General features: G+C 48.8%; 14 protein-coding genes. 2 read left to right on the top strand and 12 right to left on the bottom strand.

The features are described from left to right. Positions 1-35 precede the first annotated feature (35 nt). Together M1K58_RS27905 and M1K58_RS27900 are read right to left on the bottom strand one after the other, a co-directional pair. Positions 36-3083, bottom strand: coding sequence for an ATP-binding protein (locus M1K58_RS27905; RefSeq protein ID WP_256762195.1), 3048 nt, complete (start codon positions 3081-3083; stop codon positions 36-38). Beyond that, the gene (locus M1K58_RS27900; RefSeq protein WP_256762194.1) at positions 3080-4228 is read right to left on the bottom strand and encodes a response regulator; all 1149 of its coding nucleotides are present in this window, start codon (positions 4226-4228) and stop codon (positions 3080-3082) included. Before M1K58_RS27900 ends, M1K58_RS27905 begins: the two co-directional genes overlap by 4 nt. Positions 4229-4503: 275 nt before the next feature. On the opposite strand from M1K58_RS27900, the gene M1K58_RS27895 reads away from it, so the two are divergent. Both M1K58_RS27895 and M1K58_RS27890 read left to right on the top strand, forming a co-directional pair. Beyond that, the gene (locus tag M1K58_RS27895; protein ID WP_256762193.1) at positions 4504-5121 is read left to right on the top strand and encodes a TetR/AcrR family transcriptional regulator; all 618 of its coding nucleotides are present in this window, start codon (positions 4504-4506) and stop codon (positions 5119-5121) included. 39 nt (positions 5122-5160) lie between these two features. Then, positions 5161-7479: an MMPL family transporter gene (locus M1K58_RS27890; protein WP_256762192.1), complete on the top strand. Its 2319-nt coding sequence runs from the start codon at positions 5161-5163 to the stop codon at positions 7477-7479. A 209-nt stretch (positions 7480-7688) separates the two neighbouring features. Here M1K58_RS27890 and M1K58_RS27885 read toward each other — a convergent pair whose 3' ends face one another. From M1K58_RS27885 to M1K58_RS27845, 10 genes are all read right to left on the bottom strand, one after another. Beyond that, positions 7689-8945, bottom strand: a complete 1257-nt coding sequence (locus tag M1K58_RS27885) for a copper amine oxidase N-terminal domain-containing protein (RefSeq protein ID WP_256762191.1) — start codon at positions 8943-8945, stop codon at positions 7689-7691. Positions 8946-8951: 6 nt separating this feature from the next. Continuing rightward, positions 8952-10304, bottom strand: coding sequence for a phosphoglucosamine mutase (gene glmM, locus M1K58_RS27880; protein WP_256762190.1), 1353 nt, complete (start codon positions 10302-10304; stop codon positions 8952-8954). A 21-nt stretch (positions 10305-10325) separates the two neighbouring features. Further along, positions 10326-11222: a hypothetical protein gene (locus M1K58_RS27875; protein WP_256762189.1), complete on the bottom strand. Its 897-nt coding sequence runs from the start codon at positions 11220-11222 to the stop codon at positions 10326-10328. Positions 11223-11241: 19 nt separating this feature from the next. Next, complete coding sequence (locus M1K58_RS27870; protein WP_256762188.1) at positions 11242-12594, bottom strand: nucleotide sugar dehydrogenase; 1353 nt, start codon at positions 12592-12594, stop codon at positions 11242-11244. 27 nt (positions 12595-12621) lie between these two features. Continuing rightward, on the bottom strand, positions 12622-13425 hold the full coding sequence (locus M1K58_RS27865; protein ID WP_256762187.1) for a response regulator transcription factor: 804 nt from the start codon (positions 13423-13425) through the stop codon (positions 12622-12624). A gap of 32 nt (positions 13426-13457) precedes the next feature. Then, positions 13458-14858 (bottom strand): glycosyltransferase family 2 protein, encoded by a 1401-nt coding sequence (locus M1K58_RS27860; protein ID WP_256762234.1) that lies wholly within the window; start codon positions 14856-14858, stop codon positions 13458-13460. Between the two features lie 69 nt (positions 14859-14927). Then, complete coding sequence (locus M1K58_RS27855; protein WP_256762186.1) at positions 14928-16097, bottom strand: HEAT repeat domain-containing protein; 1170 nt, start codon at positions 16095-16097, stop codon at positions 14928-14930. 22 nt (positions 16098-16119) lie between these two features. Continuing rightward, positions 16120-18363 (bottom strand): hypothetical protein, encoded by a 2244-nt coding sequence (locus M1K58_RS27850; protein ID WP_256762185.1) that lies wholly within the window; start codon positions 18361-18363, stop codon positions 16120-16122. Positions 18364-18754: 391 nt separating this feature from the next. Continuing rightward, positions 18755-18880 (bottom strand): helix-turn-helix domain-containing protein, encoded by a 126-nt coding sequence (locus tag M1K58_RS29790; protein WP_372339219.1) that lies wholly within the window; start codon positions 18878-18880, stop codon positions 18755-18757. Positions 18881-19040: 160 nt separating this feature from the next. Then, positions 19041-21667, bottom strand: a 2627-nt coding sequence (locus M1K58_RS27845; RefSeq protein WP_256762184.1) for an S-layer homology domain-containing protein, incomplete at its 5' end; no start/stop codon positions are given.

Genomic DNA, 21667 nt, shown 5'->3' with positions numbered 1-21667 from the left:
CGACGAGAACCTGTTACGCCAATCAGGACAGTCCGTTAAACCCGTGAAGCAGGGATGAGCATGGAGACTTTCGTACCGCGTCCCGGTTCGCTTTCCAGCTCAAGCGAAGTCCCGTATTCGTATTTCAGCCGCTTGTTAATATTCCGCAAGCCTACCCCTTGAGCTTCGTCCCCGTCGGTTCGTTCAAGCAACGTCTTCAACCGACCGGGCTCGATTCCCACGCCGTCATCGGCGACAATAAACCGCCAGTGCCCACCCGATTGCTCCGCCGTGATCGTCACTGTGCCGCCCTCCATACGATTGCCGATACCATGACGAATCGCATTCTCGACAAGAGGCTGCAACAGAAGCGGCGGCATACGCAAGCTATAAACAGCCTCGGGGAGATCGTACTCGAAGCGAATACGATCTTTGAATCGGGCTCGCTCGATTTCCACATATGTTCGAATGAGGCCGAACTCTTCTGCAAACCCGATGCGTTCCTCCGCGTTGCTGAATCGGAAGCTTCCTCGCAAGTAATCGGCTAGATCGGCAATCATTTTCCGCGCCCGTTCCGCATCCGTATAACTAGATGCCACAATACTGTTCAGCACGTTATATATAAAGTGCGGTTTGATCTGCGATTGCAGAAACGCCACTTCCATGTGGACCGCCCGGCCGAGCGATTCCTTCATCGCGAGCAGGCTGCCGATTCTTGCCTTCAGCTCTTCCAGATCGAACGGCTTAGGCAAGTAATCGTTCGCTCCCGCTTGGAAGGCTGCCACCTTATCCTGCGGTTGACTAGCTGCTGTTACCATTAAGACGGGCAGCTCCAGCAACGAATACCTTTTGCGAATTTCCTGGCACACTTCATACCCTGACTTGCCCGGCATCATCAAATCAAGAATGACGAGATCCATTTTTCCCGATCGATGAATCTGCTCCAACGCCTCATAACCGTTCTTGACCGCAATGACGTGATATTCTGGAGTCTGAAGCGCATCCAGCAACACCTTGAGGTTAATATATTGATCGTCAACGATGAGTATCGTATGCTTACCGCTTTGATTCGCATGATATGGCGTAGCGAAAGAATATTTAGCCTCTTTCGATACGAAAACGCTCCCGGGATCGGACGTCAACTCTTCTTTTGCTTGATTTGCTATGGGAAGCGTAATCGTAAATGTGGAGCCGACGCCCAGCATGGAAGCAACCGAAAGCGTGCCGTTTTGCAACTCGACCAATTGTTTGGCAATCGGTAGCCCTAATCCGAAGCCGCGGTGATTATCTCCCTCAAGCGACTTAAACGGTTCAAAAATGAATGGAATGTCTTGGGGTTCGATGCCTTCTCCTGTATCCTGCACAGCAATTTCGAGCCTGCCTCCATACTCCCTACCGGTAATGACAATCCTTCCGTTCTCCGTATGCTTAATCGCATTGTCCAGCAAATTTCCAATCACCTGGCTCAGGCGGATTTCATCGGCTAAAGCAGAAGGCAACTCCGCAGGCACATTATTCACCAGTTGAATATGATTTTCCGTGCACAGATACGAATAAAAGCGCACTTGAACCTCCACGACAGAACGAACGTCGATTGGCGTCGGAACGATCCTCAGTTCGCCCTGCTTCAGCTTGGATAAGTCCAAGATATCGTAAACGAGCTGCGAAAGCTTCCTCGTAATGTCGGTAACCAACTGAAGCTTTTCCCGTTGCTCGGCAGTTGGCGGATGCGCGGCATCGTCCAGCATCGAACGGGAAATATTCATCACGCCGTGAAGCGGCGTCTTGAATTCATGCGAGGTTCGGGCCAGAAAATCATCCTTTAACTTGTCCGATAATATCAATTGCCCGGACAACTCCTCAATCCTGCGGAAAGCGTTCGAGAACCGGAGAGACATTAGCAGCGCAAGCATCAGCAGAACCAGAAAGGGTTCAATCGGCGCAAGCGAATAGATCGGCACGCCGAAGTAAACGTTCATATTCTGATTCATCACCAGCGCGTTCAATGCCATTGCCGCCACGGCCAAATACCCGCTGCCCGCTACTCTGTGCAGGGCCGTATAGACGAATACATACGTCGCGTATAACAACGAGAAAGTAACGTAAAGAGACGTCAATTGACGAAACGGCCCTGTTGAAAGCTGGGAGGCGAAGCCAATGTTCAACACGGCGAGTATCGCGCCTACGGCCAGCCCGCTTCGAGTAAGCCACTTAAAGCAATAAGGCCGGAAAGCGGTATAGACATAAAGGAAAAATCCAACGCCTACGCCAACTGTCGAAACCATCTGGATGCGGAAATAAAGCCAAAACGGAAACGGGCCGACCGCATCGAATAGGACTCTCTCGCCGCTGACGCTTGTGAATGCAGCGATAAATAAGCAAACAACCCCAAATACCGCAAGCGATAAATCGTTTCTACGTTGGGAAAATAGTCCAATAAAATACAATCCCATGATCAGAAAGGCGGTTAACGCGATCCAATCATGAGCCGTCGCTCGATCGCGAAGCCCGGCAATTTGCTCGGCCTTGCCCAAGAGAAGCGATTCGCCGATCCCGCTGCTTACGTGAAATTCATAGTTGGCCACCTGAACGAGAATTTCATTCCAGCCCGGCTGCAGCGTGAAGTAGCTGACATACGGTTTGTTAACCGCTTGGTAATGCTGCTTCTCGGCCGGTTTCCCGCTTGAGCCGACGACTTGGCCATTGACGATGAGCCGATTGGAAATTAGGATAGAAGCGGTTTTTAATCCATACACCGAGCTTGCATCGCCAATCTGGACCCGCAGCCGATAGGTCCCCATGCCGATCGTATCCATTTGATTGGACCATGAACCGGGGACCTTAATGAACGTAGGCGTTAATCCCCCCGAAGCGGCGGATGAGCGAGTAGGCTGCTGGGTAAACAGTAGATTCGGATAAAGCTCCCATTGCCCGTCCAGCCGAACGACTCCGTCATCACCGAATTTCCATGCGGTTAAATCCATGACCCCGTTCGCCGCTACAGGCATGGGCTTTTTATGATTAGAGAAGTAGGTCAACAGCATCCCATAGGTTGCAATCAACAGAGAGAACGTGATAAGCGCTGCCGCAACTTTTTTTCTCATCGGACTTGCCGCTCTGTCTTGTCTTTCGTTTGTTCGAATAGCCGCAATGTCTCTTCCTCAAGCCCTGCTCCTAATTGAAAGAGAACCGCTTGTTCCAATTGCAAACAAGCCCGATAAGCCTCGTTTCGATTACCCATGCTCAGATGCAGCTTGATTAACTCGCGACCGTCAATCTCGGAATCAGGGGCAAGCGACAATAGGTTTTTCATGCTGTCTACCGCAAGCGCAAAATTGCCCCGACTTCGAAAATACGCGTACCATTTACGAAGCACTCGGACATAGGAGGCTTTAATCTCCAGCTGTCTGGCGGTGGCCCAACTGAAATCGCAAGCTTCCATGTATTCGCCTGTGTACTTCCGGTTCATTTTGTCGTAAAACTTCTCATCCATTTCCTCTTCGGCCATTGCGTTGCTCAGCAACTGCTCAAATTCAGTTACATCGACCGTCGGCCCATCCATTACAGCTACGAAACCTTGATCTGCTTTCCGTATATGTATCGCAATATGATTTTCTGTCAAGGTTCTCCTTAAATAGGACAAGCACGTATATAAATAGGTTTTCGCTTTGTTCAGATCGTACCCCGGCCATAACGCCTCAATGATCGATGCGGTATTCACAGACTTTCCCGCGTAATGGATCAGAAACGCGCAAAGCTCCTTTTCCTTCTTCGTCTTCCATGTAAGCATCTTGCCCGCATCGCCCGACAATCTAACATGGAAGCCGCCCAGACAATAAACCGTCGGGGTAATGCTCGCGCTCTGACGCATCTGATTGACAGACTCGGGTAACGATTGTTGAATGCGCGCAACCGTGTTTTGCAATCTATCTATCGTTAACGGTTTCAGCAGGTAATCGGTAGATTGAATTTCAAAAGCTTCGACCGCGTATTCCGCATAGGCCGTCGTGAATACGATAGGTATTTGCGGAATCATGCTCCTGATTACTCTGGCAGCTTCCGTGCCCTTCATGCCCGGCATCTGGTTATCCATGAACACTGCATCTACAGCGGAATTACCTAAAGCTTCAATCGCTTGAACCGGATTGATATACCTGCCTACTACCTTGACATTCCCAATTTGTCCAAGCAAAATTTCCAATAAATCCAGCGCATCTTCTTCATCGTCAATGAGCATTACACGAATCATCGGCTCTCGTCTCCTTAAAGCTTATAGTAAGCATTTCCCTTTCTGCACGGAGAACACAAATTCAAATATTTACTATAAATCCGATTGATATAAAAAGAAAGAGCCTCGCGAAAAAAGAGCGCGAAGCACAACATAATCTTGAACCTGATACCTATCCCTGTTTTAAGTGCCCGAGAATATTACTCGCCACAAATCCGTAACAATTTGCCCATTGTGCATCATTGCCCAATGGGCAATAATGTAATTATGAAAAGAGGTGAGCGCTTAAGCGTTATATGATGAACAATCAAAGCCTACGCCATATGAAGAGGGAAGCAACCGCGACTGCGCTTGCCGATGCAGCGTATGCTCTTGCGCTGGAGAAGGGGATGGACGGCTTCGTCGTCGAGGACGTCGTTCAGCGCGCAGGTTACTCTAGAAGAACATTCGCGAACCATTACTCCTGTAAGGAGGAAGCGGTAGCGGCTGCGGCTGTCATCTTTCACGGCGCCGAAGAAGTTCAGGATTGGATTGAAAATCTAAACGAGCATATGATCCCGCTAGATATTCTGTACCATTTAATGAAGCTGCAACTAACCGCAGAACATCTCGGGAAATTACAACAGCTTATGTCGTTGTCGAAGGAGTATCCGACGCTTAAGCCTTATATCCTCAGCGCACTGCGTCGTTTGCAAATAACGGCCCAAGAAACGTTAAGCGAATTATCCCATGACCGATATCCCGCAGGGTACACCCATCTTCTCGTAGGCGCCGTTTACGGCGCAGTTCTGCCTTTGCTTGATGGCAGCCTGAACGTCCTGTTGCCAGTTCAATCCTCCACTGAAGCTTCGAAAACCGATACGTTCGATCATTATTTGGACACTATGTTCAGCTACTTGCGCAACGGATTCTAACTCGAGTAATTTCCACATGCAAAGGAGAAACATTAACGTATGTCAACTTTCCTGTATAGGTTAGGTAAGTCTGCCTATTCTAAACCATGGTATTTCATTATTAGCTGGATCGCGGTCTTGGGCGTTGTGCTCGCCATACTTGGAGCGAACGGAATACATGTCAGTTCGGATATGAAAATCGAAGGAACCGAATCGCAGAAGGTGTTGGATCAGCTTACGGAACAACTACCGGAGGCTTCAGGCGGACAAGCTAGCATCGTTTTTAATGCGCCGAAGGGCGAACGCCTGGACACGCCAGAGCGTTTGGCCTCTATTAACAAAGCCGTTAATGAAATATACAATCTTGACTATGTCATTAATGCGATAGAATTGACCGCAGAGGCCGGAGCCTCGATGTCCGGTGACGCACAAGAGAATGTATCCGCACAAGCAAGCTCAAGCGAAGTTCCTCCGTATGGCCCTCTGATCGTGAATGGTGCCCCGGTACCTGGCGTAATGCTTGCATCTGATGGCAGCGTTGCCTTGTTCCAATTCCAATTTACCGTTCAGCAAATGTCACTGCCCAAATCGGTTCCCGATTCTGTAATCGAGGCCGCTATGACTGTCGAACAGATGGGCATTGCCGCATTGCCTAGCGACTCGTTATCGGGCAAGCCTGCTATTGGTTCAACCGAAGCGATCGGTATCGTTGTTGCCGCCATTGTACTGTTCATTACACTGGGTTCGGTTGTCGCGGCAGGTTTACCTCTTTTGACTGCATTATTGGGTGTAGGAATCAGCGTCGGAGGAGCGTATGCCTTCTCGAAAATGTTCCATATGACCGATCTCACGCCCGTTCTGGCGCTTATGGTCGGGCTTGCCGTCGGAATCGATTACTCTCTCTTCATCGTTAACCGGCAGCGCCGCATGATTCTTGATCAGCGACTGAGCGCTCGGGAAGCCGCAAGCAGAGCGGTCGGCACCGCCGGGAGCGCCGTATTTTTTGCCGGTTTAACCGTTATTATTGCGTTATGCGGCATGCTTGTGATAGGAATCGGCTTCTTGTCCGCGATGGCGCTTGTTGCCGCTTTGGCCGTCCTCGTCAATGTTCTCGTTGCCCTAACCCTGCTGCCTGCTTTGCTCGGTCTGGTAGGCGAGCGCATCTGCTCGGCTAAAGCTCGCTCGAAGAGCGGCACCCAAGCGAATAATGTGTCTCGGGGTCTCGCGCATCGCTGGGCAACCGGAGTAGCGAAAAACCGCTGGGTTATTATTGTTGGCGTCATTGTCATATTGGGCGCAGCAGCGCTTCCCGTCACCAAAATGGAGATGGGCATCCCTTCCGGTGCTACGGCGAATCTGGACACGGCATCAAGACAGAGCTACGACGCGATTTCGGACGGTTTTGGCGAAGGCTTCAATGGTCCGCTCCTCCTTGTCGCCGAACCCAAAGGTGCTTCGGACACCATCACGCCAGAAGCACTGGGCGGGCTGGTTCAGGAGCTCCAGCAGCATGACAAGGTTACGCTCGTAACACCGATGGGCGTAAGCAAAAGCGGAAATATGGCGATTATCAGTCTTATTCCGAAAACAGGACCTACAGATACAGAGACCAAAGCACTCGTACAGGAGCTCCGAGCCCCTGATTCAAGCTTGGCACGGACGTATGATATGTCGATTGGCGTTACCGGATTTACCGCAATTAACATCGATATGTCCTCGAAGCTGGCTGAGGTATTCCCGCTCTATGTCAGCATCATCGTCATCCTTTCGTTGATTATTCTGCTGCTCGTATTTCGCTCGATCATCGTGCCGGTCAAAGCGACGGTCGGTTTTCTTCTCAGCGTGCTCGCCACATTCGGGATCACTACCGCCGTATTCCAATGGGGATGGCTTCATTCCCTCTTCGGCTTTGACACCGGCGGACCGCTGCTCAGCTTTATGCCGATCATGGTTACCGGCATTCTATACGGGTTAGCGATGGACTACCAGGTGTTCCTAGTCAGCTCCATGCGTGAATCTTACGTCCATGGACATCATGGAACGGAAAGCATCGTACACGGTTACAATCAGGCCAGCCGCGTAGTTGTAGCCGCAGCCGTCATTATGGTATCCGTATTCGCTGGCTTTATTTTCGCTCATGATATCATGATCAAACAGATCGGTTTTGCATTGGCAATCGGTATCCTTATTGACGCCTTCATCGTCCGCATGGCACTCGTCCCAGCTGTCATGGCAATCTTCGGCGATAAAGCCTGGTGGCTGCCGAAATGGGTGGATCGCATGCTTCCGAATCTGGATGTCGAAGGCGATAAGCTGCTTGCCGAACTGAAGCAACAGGCAGACTCAGCCGACATTAAGACTAACCCTCATCAGGCATAATTTGTAGTAGAATAGCTAAAATAGAAACGCCGGAGAACTTCCCTGTCCGATAAGGGGTTCTCCGGCGTTTTTTATCCGTATACAGAATAAACCTATCTCGTTATGCGAGGCATGGATTAGCTCATTCTTCGGTAAACTTAAAGCGCATCTATGATCATTTGGAAAAGACGCAAGTCGTCCTTATAGTCCACAGGTGTTGTCCTACCCGATCACTTTGCTTTCCCAACCATTGCGGCCCAACTTTTGTAGTCGTGAATAGCCATTCCGGCATAACCGGCATACCGAGACAGCTCTTGATGTGCGGTTTGCAGCTCTTGCTCCATGAACTCTGCGCTCTTGGAATAGAACGAAACGCGATCGCCTTCCGAGCTTTTAGCGGTTTCCACGGCAACGATCACTTGCTTGTTAAAGATGGAGGCTTCTCTAAGCGTGGCGTGGGCATTTTCGACGATCCCATTGTTCCCTAAAGCATGATTGCGATAATCCATGATCACAAGGCTGTCGAACTTCTCCAATAGCCACGCGCTAAAGCTGTATTCGGTATTGGGTACCTTAACGGTATGAAGCCAATAAGGGACATCCAACGCGATCTTCAAGCCGCTTCCTCTTGTTTCCTGTTCAATAAATCTCAAATTATGTACCCATTCATCAAGAATCATCTTAGGCTTTGTTTCCCATTCGGCTAAGAGATAAGGTTCAATATCAAAATGCAGGCCATCAAAGCGTTCTTCCGCTTCCACGGACGCATTGTATTCCAGGGTCCATGTAATGAATGCTTTAATTTGGTCCTGATTTGTCTTAAGAGCCCATTGGGGACGGCCTCCCAGAGCCTCCACTCTAATTTGTTTTTCTTTAGCACTTCGAATGAAATCTTCATATACGTGAGGCGCAATATCCCTATTCATCTGAAGGTAAATGGCCGTCACATCATGATCGCTTGCAAAGCTTAGGATTTGATCTCGTTCCTTCTCGATGATGCGACTATCCCAAATCCACGTCCCTTTGGGAATTTTCCGTGAAGTCGTCACGACGGCCAGCTTGCGTTTCGCATCCCATTCCACTTGAGCTTGAAAGAGTTCGCCGATCAGCCGAAGCGGAATCATCGTACGATTATTTTTGATCACCGCCGGTGGATCGACCGTTACCGTCTTCCCATTCACTAGCGCATCGTTGTGGCCTAGCGTTAAGCGGATCGTTTGGTCTCTATACGAAAAGGTCACCTGGTTGAGCTGACCGTCCCATTTCATCTTTGCACCCAACTTTTCGGATACGAATCTTGCCGGTACCATCGTACGGTTGGATTGGCGATCGACATACGGAGGTTCATCCGGGAAAGCCACATTCTGCCCATCCACGACGACTTGGACTTGGACTTGGACTTGGACTTGGGATGCGGCAAGAACAGCAGGTACGAAAATAGCTGCGCCTAGGCCTATAATCAGAATACAGATTAGCCATTTACTCATATCCTGCTACCTGAATTCCAATTCTTCCGTAATGACCTCAACGATATGATCTACAAAGCTTGCAAGCTCCTGCTCATTCGGACCCTCTGCCATGACTCGCACAATCGATTCCGTGCCTGAAGGGCGAACCAGCACTCTTCCGCTCCCGCCCATCCTATTCTCTACCGACCTGATGGCTTCTTCGATTTTGACGTTCCCTTCCAGCTTCGACTTGTCCTCCACTTGAACATTCACCAGAAGCTGCGGGTACTTGGTCATGCATTGGGCAAGCCCGCTTAGCGGCTCGGATTGGGACTTCATCACATTCATCAGCTGGATCGCGCACAGCATGCCGTCTCCAGTTGTATTATAATCCAGCATCACGATATGACCCGACTGTTCCCCGCCCAGGTTATATCCGCCTTGTACCATTTCCTCCAATACATAGCGATCTCCGACTTTGGTTTGTTTGGCTTCCACTCCGTTTTTATCCAGCGCCTTGTAGAAGCCCAGGTTGCTCATCACGGTAGAGACCACCGTATTGTTCTTCAACCGATGGTTTTTCTTCATGAATTCAGCAAGGATATAGAGGATATGGTCCCCATCCACGATCGTTCCCTTCTCGTCGACGGCAATGAGACGATCCGCATCCCCATCGAAGGAAAGGCCCAGATCGGCCCGATGGTGCAAAACAGCCTTTTGAACCGCTTCAGGGTGTGTAGAGCCGCAGCCTTCATTAATATTCAACCCGTCCGGTTGATGGGCAAGCACCACCGTGTCGGCACCCAAATCGCGGAAAAGCTGGGGCGCGAGCCCCGATACCGCCCCATTGGCGCAATCCACGACCACCTTGAGCCCTTCGAATCGTTGATTAACCGTCGACTTTAAATAGGAGAGATAAGCTTGTCCACCTTCGGGATCATCCTGTACAGCACCCACATCGGCGCCAATCGGGCGAGGAATTCGATCTTCATCCGTATCCAGGAGCGATTCGATCTCTGCTTCCATTTCATCCGACAGCTTAAATCCGTCGCCTCCAAAAAATTTAATCCCGTTATCCTCCACAGGGTTATGAGAAGCAGAAATCATCACCCCTGCATCCGCCCCCCTTGATTTCGTCAAGTACGCCACGCCTGGCGTAGAGATGATTCCTACACGGATAACATCTGCACCGATCGATAATAAACCTGCAACAAGAGCCGCTTCCAGCATTCCTCCCGAAATGCGGGTATCCCGGCCTATTAAAATGTTAGGGCGCTTCCCTTGCTTATTCCGAGTCAACACATATCCACCTAATCGACCTAAACGGAATACCAATTCAGGACTTAACTTCCCGTTTGCTACGCCGCGTACCCCATCGGTACCAAAATATTTCCCCATACGTATCATCCTGTCCTTTCGTCATTGCGGGCTGGATTCCGAGGCTGCTTTCCAATTTTTGTAGTCATGGATGGAAAAACCCTGATACCCGGTATGCCCCCGCATGAAAATATGGCTCAACTGCATTTGCCGATGCAAGCTAGAGGCTCCCTTTCCGAAAAAAGTGACGTGCTCCCCCTCATCCGTAGGAGCCGTTTCCAGTCCTACGATAACAGGTTTGCCTGCTCTGGTTCCTTCTCTGATCATCGGCAGAGCATTTTCGATAATTCCGTTCTCTCCGATGGCGAAGTTCCGGTAATTCATGAGCACGACGCGGTCGAGCCGATTGATCATCCAAGCACCCAAGTTCCCGTCATCGCGGGCAGGAATCTTATGAATCCAGTAAGGAACATCGGCCGATACCCGCAAGGATGCATCCCGCTTCATCCTGTCTGCCAAATACGCCACGTTCTCCATCCATTGGCGAACGACATCGTCACGATCCTCTTCCCATTCCTCCAACAGATAGGGCTCAATGTCCATGTGGATGCCGTCAAATTCAGCTTGATCGCCCACAGCACTTTGATAGTTTTCCATCCATCCAATAAAGGAGTCAATTTCCTGCCGATAACCGGTTAATCCCCAGGTCGGATCTCCTCCCAACGCCTCGACTTCAATCCCTAATTCATGCGCTTCCTCGACAAAGGCTCGATACGGTTCGAAGTCTTTGGATTTCCGGTCGATGTGCAGGAAGATCACATTCACTCCTTGCTCTTCGGCAAAAGCGAGCATATTGTCTTTGTCTTTCGTCAACGTCGTCGTATCCCATATCCAGGTTGCCATAACAGGCGGCTTTTCGAATTTCCATTTCAGCAAAAGAACCGTTGCGATTACCAAGCAGGATACAACGGCGATCAGGATAATTTTAAGATATGACACCTTTCTTGGAGCTTGGAGCTTAAGCGCCAACAAGAACTTTCACATCTTTTTGATGAATTCCGGTTCCCAGCCTATGAATGTTATCCGCCTTGATATCCACAAAAGCATTGCGCGTATCGATGATCGGTACTCCCATCTCCGCCAGCTCATGATAGCTGAAGCTTCGATGGTTCGTGATCAACACCATGCAATCATATTGAGTGAAAGCATCCGTATCGTATTTTACCGAATGAACGATGTGACCCTGCTCGTCTTTGAACGAAGTGGCATACGGATCGTAATATTCGACTTTCGCTCCGCTTTTTTTGAACAACTCATAGATTTCCAAGCCGGGAGATTCGCGCAGATCGTCAATATCCGGCTTATAGGACATGCCTAATATCAAAACTTTTGAGTTGCGGATCGATTTTGCATACACATTTAACACTTGTGCCGTGTTGTTCAACACATACTCCGGCATATTATCGTTAATCGATTGGGCCAATTCGATAAACTTGCTATAGAAACGGAATTCTTTGGCTTTCCAGGATAGATACATCGGATCTAGAGGAATGCAGTGACCGCCGATTCCCGGCCCCGGATAGAAGGACATGAATCCGAACGGTTTAGTAGAAGCTGCTCGAATGACTTCCCACACGTCTATGGCCATTCGATCGCACATCATGGCCAATTCGTTGACGAAAGCGATATTGATGCTACGAAACGTATTTTCAAGCAGCTTCGACATCTCCGCCACTTTAGGAGAAGACACAGGGACGACGGTTTTGACCACGTTGTTGTAGAGCACTACCCCAAGTTCTTTGCATTTCTCGGTCGTTCCGCCAATGACCTTGGGCGTATTGTACGTATTGTAGTTGGAATTGCCCGGATCCACTCGTTCTGGCGAGAAGCAGAGGAAGAAATCCCGGCCTACCTTTAATCCCAGAGCTTCAAGCTCGTATTCAATCAGTTCTTCCGTCGTTCCAGGATACGTCGTGCTTTCAAGGACGATCAAGGCTCCTCTTTTGAGATATTTCTTGATCTCATTCACGACGCTCACGATGTAAGAAGTGTCCGGATCCTGGTTATCGCTCAATGGAGTCGGAACGCAGATGCTGATCGTATCCAATTCCCGAATGATTTCGAAGCGGTTCGTCGGCACGAACTTTCCGCTGCCCACGGCATCGGCCACCACGGAGCTTGGCACGTCTTGAATATAAGACTCACCGCCAAGAAGGAACTCTACCTTACTCTGGTCCAAATCAATGCCATAGACGGTAAATCCGCCTTTCACCATTTCCATCGATAACGGCAAGCCGACATACCCCAGACCAACGACGCCTACCTTTGCCGTTTTATTTTGCAGATTTTCTTTTAAAATGTTGTATGTCATGTTTATCCGCTCCTCGAATTTACAAGATTAATGGTTTCCGGTCAGTCTTTTGATCTTCCATTCCAATTCGGAGATCGACAGCGGCTTGGTCACGTAATCGGCAGCCCCCGACTCATAAGCGCGACTCATGCTTCCCGTGAGCTGCTTGTCCGTCAGAACGATCACCTTGCCTTCATGCGAATCCTTGCGCTGTATGGTGCGGATGAGTTGGTACCCATCTAGGATAGGCAAATTCAATTCGGTAATGACGATGTCCGGCATGATTCGAACGAATGTATCGTAAGCCTCTTGCCCGTCTTTGGCCTCGTATACGCGATACCCCTTCAGCTCCAGTCGGATCTTGATGAATTCGCGAACGAGATCGTCGGGATCAGCAATCAGAACGGACGTCTCAGCATTGGCCGCCGTGAAGAAATGAATGTCATCATCGTTCCCTTTGCTTTGGATCACCTGTTGAATGAAATCCGCGATCGCAGACTCGGTCGGCTTTCCACTCTCCGGAAAGCTGGATACCCTCAATTGCCCTTGCAACAGATGCTGAGTTTGGAGAAAATCTTTTAAGACGAGAGACGCATAATGAGTACTGCCCAAGGTCCCGCCGTCCAATACAGCACACAGCACCTGATTCGGAGCGTCATAGAACAATTGCACCGGAAGAAAGGCAACGTTTTTACTTATAAGCACTTTCGCCTGCTCGAGCGTTTTGGGGTTCATATTCGCGCATGGAGCCAGAATGACTCCGCACGGGGCGTTCTTCTTGTTGGCCAAATGAATGTATTGTAAAAGCTGTAGCGTGATTTCCTGAATGCTGTTGCGAATCACAATGGCCATATTCTCCACTCCTTTAATCGATATCCTGAATGTTATTTATTGAAATTGGTTCTAACCATCGTTCCCCATGAATTATTGTTGCGGAAATAGTCGACATGTCCCAAAAACCTCCACAGAACGCCGACTTGACGATAACCGAGAAACATGAGGAATGAGTAGAGTATCATTTTGTTGAGATCACTCAGCTTGGGATAACGACTAAAAGCTTTTTCCTCGATATACAATGCACCGAGGCTAAGAATGAAAGTAGAAAAGAAGTTCACCAGCAAAAAGACGGCGACCGTTTTCCAATCCGACATATTCAGCAGCCAATACCCGATCATGGCGAGCAAGCCGCTCAAACGGATGTACGGGTTCAACGTTTCGAACAGGATATTATATGGAAGCGTTAAAAGCCCGAACACTTTGTAACGGGGGCGAAATACCACATGGATTCCTTCTTCGATCATGTTCTTCAAGTTGCCGCGGCCCCAACGCATTCGTTGGCTGCTTAGAATCCGGTACGTATCCGGCGCTTGCGTCCAACACACAGCATCCGGACAAAAGCCGACCTGATAAGGGATTTTGTTCTCTAGGCAATAACGGTGCAGCTTGATGACGATATTCATGTCTTCCCCAGGGTATCCGCCACGGTAACCGCCTACGGCAATTACTTTATCCTTCTGAAAAACACCGAAGGCGCCGGATACAATGATCAATCCGTTAATGGAGCTCCAGCCGATCCGACCGCCTAAGAAAGCTTTGAGATACTCTACGTTCTGGAGAGCAGGCCACCATTGTTTAGGGAATCTTATATTTTTAACCATTCCGTCTTCCACCGTGCAACTGTTAAGGATTCGAACATTGCCCCCGACCGCCACGGTCTCTTCGGGATTTTCCATATACACTCTGGCGATTCTTGTTAGAGCATCTTTCTCCAATAGCGAATCCGCATCGATCGTAGAGATCAACGAATGGCGGGAAAGGTTGATCCCGGCATTCAAGGAGTCCGCTTTCCCTCCGTTTTCTTTATCGATGAAATACAAGTTCGGGTATTCGGGATTGTGATAATAGCCTCTGACTTTTTCGGTTTTAATCTGTTTTGCAACGATAGGCTTGATTTCTTTCAGTTGAAACTCTTCGATCATGATTTTGGCCGTATCGTCTTTGGAGCCATCATTCACGACGATGACCTCGTATTCCGGGTAATTCAAGGCCAATAAGGAGCGTACATTTTCTTTAATCATTAACTCTTCGTTATAAGCCGGGACTAACAGCGACACCGGCGGTACGTGTTCAGATCCGGATAGCTTCTGCAAGCGATTATATCGAATCCCTCTTTGAAGAGGGAACGTATTCCGAATCGATAGACCGAAGATCAGGAAATAAATGAAAGTAATCGCCAATGCATAGTACATGGAAAAGTAGCCATATCCTAATAGGAAGTCGCGCAAGAAGTTTGCGGCTTGTTGCAAATAATATTCCAGCATCCTCATTTTTCGGTGCCCTCCTAAACCTGTAAGCTATACAACCCGATAGATTCGTTTGTTCTTGCCGATCGTTTTCTCGTAATAGTAAACCAACGAATTATATCGCGTCAGTTGGTCAAGGTCATGGAGCTGTAACGAAAGAGATTGGATCTGTTCCTCAATAAGCATGTGGAGGTATTCCCCTTGTTGCGACCTTCTTACTTCTGCGGCGACTTCGCACAATTCGGCGATTCCTCTTTCTCCAAGCAGTAACAGCCCTTTTGCGCTGGCCTCGGATACTCGCATGCTTTCATCCAATAATGCGTTTCTCATGACATCGATATACGTCATCAGTTGCAGATCGGCAATCGCTTGAAGCGTGAGAATGCGCACTTCATCCAGCGGATTCTGAAGCAGCTTTTGAACGACGTTTCGGGGAATAAAGTGAACGGATTTCAGATAGATTTCCACGGCTTTAGATTGAATCGTTCTGTCCGGGGAACCGATGAGACGATAGGCAGCCGATGCGACCGTCGGCTCGGTATAGTCTTTCAATCCGCACAATCCGATGTGTATGAATTCATGGCTTTCCCGTTGAATGAATTCGGTAAATAGTACCCCATGGTCGATATCCGCTTCTTTAATCATGTCGACCAGCAAATCGTAAAATCCTTTGTTATGCCTCAGAACAATCTGCACCATTTCCTTGACATCCCGTTCGTCGCGAGCGCATTTGGCGATCGAACGGGCGACGACGAAGAGGGAAGAATTCCGTCTGTGCGTTTGGAGAAACTTGAGCAAAGCCGGAACGGCTTCCTGAACTCTCATGCAGCCTAAGTGATACGCCGCATCAACTTTCACGGAATAAGAACCTTTTTCCAAACGGTTCAGATGAACTTGCACCAGTCCCAAGCGTTTGCAGAGCTCCATGCATTTGTCACGAGCCGTTCCGGTAAAGTTCTCGATCATATCGTTCAACTGTTCTTGCATCACTTCTTGTTCCACTTGGTTCAATGAAAACGGCGGTGCGTTCAACGGTTCTTTTCCTTCTATATGGACTAGTACATAAGTGAGGTAATCTTTGATTTTGACCTCAAACCTGTGTTCCATTCTGGTTCTTCTCAACTTTTTGATTTTCATGGCATACACCACGACGGCGAATCCTACATTAAGAATGATGAGAGCATACAGAAATTTGATCGCCACTTCGATGTTGATATACACAAATAAAACCCTTCCTTCCTGACTACTCAGATATCGGTTGATTCACCGGTTGATTGACTTCTTGCATTGCTTTTTGCATGATATCGTAGCTTTGTTTTGGGCGTTCCACATACTTGACATCGATATCCTCCCACCTTTGCCAAGTGTAAAGTGGAAGCTGCGATACCGGGTAAGGGTTGTTGCCTTCGAGTCCAATGACTTCCTTCGAATCCTTGCGGACGATCCATGGAACAAGGCGTACACCCTCGACTTTCACGGATTCGAACTCTTTCGTTCCGGTATCTTCGTAACTAATGGCGCTGAGCGAGCTAGGATCGCTGAACCCCAGTAACATCCACGGAATACGAATTTCCAACACGTTGCCTTTGGTCTGCCACATCGCCTTTGAATTGTAGTTCGGATCTTGCGGATCGCTTGTTCCTCTCAGCAAGTCTCCTACTCCGATGTCGCCGAAGGGATGGTCGACGCGGGCATCCGGATGTTCAAGCAAATAATTCACGACCAATTTCCATGGATTGAAGAGTCCGCTATCGTCCTGCAATTCTATTGGATCATAAGCCAATATTTTCGATAGCTTACCGTAGAATCGGGTATGGAAGTCATAATTGGAGGCAATCATCATCTGCCCGGTATCCTCGTTATTGAGTTCGATCAACGTTTCCAGTCCTTCGTCCAGAGTCTTTCCTTGGAGCTGCGGCGCATGACGATTGCCACCCTTTAACGTATCGAATCCCAAATAGATGGAATTATTAGAAAAATCTAAATATTCGGATAATTCTATCGAGAGGTATAAATACCCTTCATCGTGCGTGGCCCATATTTCATTAAAACCTTCGATCTTTAGATCAAGCTTAGTCTTATCCCCCTCATCGAGCTTGTCCCAGTCCGAAGCATCTCCGTCAATGTGAATCACATCATCTTTACTTGGATACATGCCGAGTACCCCAAAATGAGATTCATTCGTGAGCGTGTTATACCAATAAGCCCGTCTGTCAGGAATGTCGTAGTGCATCGTGTTCCAGGTTTTCTTAAACCACTCGTCCTGCCACGTAAACAAGATCGCGCCAGAGTATCCTTCCTGATGGATCTGACGGAACATATCCGCATCTATGTCCCCTTGCGTCTTGTCGTCGTGCCCTCCCTGATTACGCCCCAGCATTCCGGTGTGGGCAATGCCTTGCGAGGCGGGAACTCCGAACTCGGTAATCATGATCGGCATCTCGTCATGGTATTTCTTCAACTTGTTTAGATAGGTTTTGTAGCTATCTATTTCCCCTTTATCGTTCTTCATCGTCTGATACGATTTGTCGAAGGTAAAGAAGTCCGGGTAATACGGGTACACGTGATAGGAGGCAAAATAACCGGCGTCCCAATCTACGGCTGCGACATGCGTCGGATCGACGCTGACCATATCTTCGGCAACCAATGGCTCACCCGGATGTTCGAGCGGGTCGGTGGTCACCCAGTTCGAGAAAGCGATCGGATGCTGCCATCCGTGTTTCGCTTCCGTTACGGCCGTGATATCGACCATCTCGGCCAACCATTTTTCGAATGGACTCGCTCCGGGTTTGCTTTGGAAATGTTCTCCTTTATAATCAGCGACATCTGCATTGCTCTTATTCGTTTTATTAACCATCACAGGATCCCACTCCGTACCGACGATCCAGCTCATGAGATAGGGCCCTGCATTAAAGACGTAGTTCCCGCTGGCTTTGCCGGAATGCGCCTCGGCTTTAAGATCGATATTTCCGTATACCGCTTCTACAGCCTCTTGAATTTCTTTTTCAAACTTCTGTTTGACCTTCGGATCAAAAGCGTTCTGACCTGCGATCAATTGTTCTTCCGGACTCCATACCCCTTGAATGAAGAAGAGCGGGTTATCCGAATGCTTCGCATTATATCGGACCAACGATTCGTAAAACTCCGGCTTCAGAATCGTGTACACACGAATAACGTTGGCGCCCATCTCTTGAATCATTTCAAACCATCTCATATAGTCGTCTTTCGAAATCTCAAGCTCGCCGGGGAAATGTCCGGGAACGGCAGCTCCCATATTGACCCCTTTGGCAAAATACGGGCTCCATAATTGATTTTGAAATTGTTCGATTTGGGTCCCGTTCGTTTTGAATTTCACCTTAACGCCATTCCCTATCTCGGCGCTTTCTACCTTAGCAACAGGCGGCATCAACCAATAAACGATGGCTCCGCCCACAATGACAACAATAAGTCCTAATTTGACAAAGCCACTTCTGAAAAACTTTTTCATTGCCATCTTCCTCATGTGTGAAATCTAGTTGTCGGTCTAGCAGTTGCATTTCTAGCAATGGAATAACCCATTTGGAGTGAGTCCATATTAGATCAGCTAGAGGCCGCTGTATCATTCCGTGTGTTGCGGCTCCAATACTGTAGCACAACGCGACAACCAAACCCAAGCCTTTCCGTCATTAATAATTTATTAGAACTTTAATAATAATTGAATAAATGTGCGGCAGTCATAACCGGTCTGGTCTCATTAAATTGTAATTAGATCAGACTTTTTTAAGGCAGAAGCTTGGCTCTCAGAATCCGTTTCATAAAAAAAAGGGCCCAGCATTGTAGCTTGGGCCTCTCGGAAGTACTGCGTTATTATTCAATCAGATGAGTCAGGATAACCCCCTTCATTCACGATATTCTTGAGGAGTCATGTTCGTAAACGTCTTAAACAGCTTAATGAAATGCGGCACTGCCTGATAACCTAAAATATGGGCGATCTCATAAATCTTTTTGTCGCTGCTGCGCGGCAAATACGAGGGCCAATTCCATCCGATATCGCATAATATATTCGCTCAAATTGTTTTAGAGACCGAATGAGGACGCTCCGAACTCGTTGAGCAGCTTTCAAACAAGCCTCCGAATCCCTACGGATTGGAGGCTTGTTCTTTGTGCTTTGTTGGACGTACGAAATTAAATCAGGTCCGACTTTTGAAGCAGCCGCTCAATAATCGCCGCTACCTCAGCTCTAGTGATGAGCGCTTTAGGATCGAGCACAGATTTGCTTTTTCCTGTAATAATACCTGCTTCTACGCTATCGGCTATACCGCTTTTTGCCCACTCTGAAGCATCGGCTGCATCCGTAAAAGAGCGCAATCTATCTTCTATTGAATTCGCGGCAAGGTTTTGTTTGAGACCTGTGATCTCCATCGCTTTGGCGATAATGGCCATTGCTTGTTCACGCGTGATCTTGTCATTCGGGCGGAAAGTCCCGTCTTCATAGCCGCTGATCAGGTGATGAGCATAGGCCGTATTAATCGCGCTGCTGTACCAGTCCGCCGCTTTCACGTCTTTAAAGGCGCTCGTATCATTTTCCAGTTTCAATCCCAATCCCCGAACGATAATGGCTGCAAATTCCGCGCGAGTAATATCCCTGTCAGGATTGAACTTACCCTCCCCTGTACCGTCAATGACCATGCGCGAACCCATGTTATTGACTGCTTTTTGGGCCCAGTGGTTCGATACATCTTGAAATTCGAGCGGATTCCATACAACGGCGTAAGTGCTATTGGTGAGACTGTTGATCACGGCGTAATACTTGTTTTCATTTGCAATGACTTTAGTCGGCACATGCCTAACCGAACCGTCAGCTTCAATAGCAATGCCTGTCGTAACCTTGTTACGGTCTACTCCATCGGGTAGGGCAATGATGCGTTCTACATAGGTGTTAAACCTCGATACATCAACGATTGAACCGGCATATTCGGCTTTAATCGTAAAGCTAAGCGGCGGAGCAACAAGGGTAAATGTTCCTTTAGCTGCCGCGTTCTCCACTACCCTCATCGAATCCGTCGTTAGCGCGGCAATTTCAATCCATATCTTGATGTCTTTCAGTGCTGATGGATTTCCGACTTTGTCGAAAATCGAATCCATATCAATTTGTTCTGCAGGGAGCGCATAAGTGGCATGATTTGTTTTGATTTCAATAATGGCCTGCTTGCTCTCCATATCTTTAACCATTTGACCGTTTAACTCGACAATCATGACGTCGGGCTTCGAATTCACGCGAATCGTAACCCGTGTATTAGACCCTTCTGCGGCTAGTTGTGCTTCTAATTTCTTCTGGTCAATGGTTACTGTTGTCACGGTTCTATCGTTTACTTTCGTTGTTGTTGCGGTTCCCACATTCTCTCCCTTGCCGTTAACGAGCACCAATACGTCCCGATCAGCCGCTTCAGGCGTCAACGGTGTCGGACTGCCGCTGCCGCCGCTGCTCGATGATGCGCTCGGAATGGCGACATTAGACACAACCGATGATGTACCGGATCCTGCACTATTAATTGCCTTCACGGTAAAGGTATAGCTTATTCCATTGCTCAAACCCGTGAACGTAATCGGACTTGCAGTTCCCGTCATCACCACGTTTCCCGGCGAAGCGGTTACTTCATAGCCCGTAATCGTACTTCCGCCATTGTCGGTTGGGGCCGTGAATGTTATAGTCGCTTTCCCGTCTCCAGCAACCGCGGATACAATTGTTGGTGCAGCAGGAACCGTCACTGGCATTGCGCTTACTTCATTGGAAGCGGCGCTGTCACCGCCCGGATTTACCGCTTTGACTGCAAAATAATAAGTCGTTCCGTTCGTTAGTCCTGTTACATCGAAACTATACACGGAGCCGGATACCGTAGCTGACGAGACGCCATATGTTCCGGATGTTTCACTCAGGTATACCTTATACCCTGTAGAGCCCGGAACTGGATCCCACGTAAGCTTTACTTGAGAATTCCCTGCTATGGCTGGCTGTAATACCGGTTGTCCCGGAGAAGGAACTTGCGGCATTGCGCTTACTTGATTGGAATATGGACCTGCCAAGCTGCCATTGATCGCTTGGACTACGAAGTAATAAGTCGTTCCATTGGTTAACCCATTAATATCCGTACCATAGACGGATTGACCGACAGAAGCGACTTCTACTCCATAAGTGCCGGAAGCGACGCTCTGGTAGACTTTGTACCCTGTAGCATCAGGTACTGGATTCCATGCAAGACTAACCCTTGAATCTCCTGCAACGGTACTGGTTATGATCGGTGCTCCCGGTATTGGATTCACCGTCAGCGACGCGATGTTCGACGTCGCGGCAGGCGTTGCCAAGCCGGTGGCAACAACCCGGTACAAATAGCCGTTCATTCCTGCCGTTGCTCCGGTGATCGTCAATGTCGCCGTCGTTGCTCCGCTGTAAGGCGCTACATTGGAAATATTCGTAAAGCCAGTGCCTGTATCCACCTGCCATTGGTAACCCGTCGCATTGGACGCCGTCACGGAGAAAGTCGTGTTCGCCCCGGCGGCAATAGTAGAGGCGCTCGGGTGGCTGGTGATCGACGGCGGCGGGTTCACCGTCAGCGCCGCGCTGTTCGACGTCGCGGCAGGCGCTGCCAAGCCGGTGGCAACAACCCGGTACAAATAGCCGTTCATACCTGCCGTTGCTCCGGTGATCGTCAGTGTCGACGTCGTTGCTCCGCTATACGGCGCTCCATTGGAAATATTCGCAAATCCAGCGCCTTGATCCACCTGCCATTGGTACCCCGTCGCATTCGACGCTG

This window comes from Cohnella sp. WQ 127256, from assembly GCF_024519285.1.
In the GTDB taxonomy this organism is placed as follows: Bacteria; Bacillota; Bacilli; order Paenibacillales; family Paenibacillaceae; genus Cohnella.
The sequence above is the reverse complement of the archived record's forward strand: the minus strand, read 5'-3'. Positions and strand labels throughout refer to the sequence as shown.

What these genes read in the sequence shown, in the direction of transcription:
- M1K58_RS27905 (WP_256762195.1), bottom strand. Translation starts at nt 3,083, where the DNA reads ATGAGAAAAAAAGTTGCGGCAGCGCTTATCACGTTCTCTCTGTTGATT.
- M1K58_RS27900 (WP_256762194.1), bottom strand. Translation starts at nt 4,228, where the DNA reads ATGATTCGTGTAATGCTCATTGACGATGAAGAAGATGCGCTGGATTTA.
- M1K58_RS27895 (WP_256762193.1), top strand. Translation starts at nt 4,504, where the DNA reads ATGATGAACAATCAAAGCCTACGCCATATGAAGAGGGAAGCAACCGCG.
- M1K58_RS27890 (WP_256762192.1), top strand. Translation starts at nt 5,161, where the DNA reads ATGTCAACTTTCCTGTATAGGTTAGGTAAGTCTGCCTATTCTAAACCA.
- M1K58_RS27885 (WP_256762191.1), bottom strand. Translation starts at nt 8,945, where the DNA reads ATGAGTAAATGGCTAATCTGTATTCTGATTATAGGCCTAGGCGCAGCT.
- glmM (WP_256762190.1), bottom strand. Translation starts at nt 10,304, where the DNA reads ATGGGGAAATATTTTGGTACCGATGGGGTACGCGGCGTAGCAAACGGG.
- M1K58_RS27870 (WP_256762188.1), bottom strand. Translation starts at nt 12,594, where the DNA reads ATGACATACAACATTTTAAAAGAAAATCTGCAAAATAAAACGGCAAAG.
- M1K58_RS27865 (WP_256762187.1), bottom strand. Translation starts at nt 13,425, where the DNA reads ATGGCCATTGTGATTCGCAACAGCATTCAGGAAATCACGCTACAGCTT.
- M1K58_RS27850 (WP_256762185.1), bottom strand. Translation starts at nt 18,363, where the DNA reads ATGAAAAAGTTTTTCAGAAGTGGCTTTGTCAAATTAGGACTTATTGTT.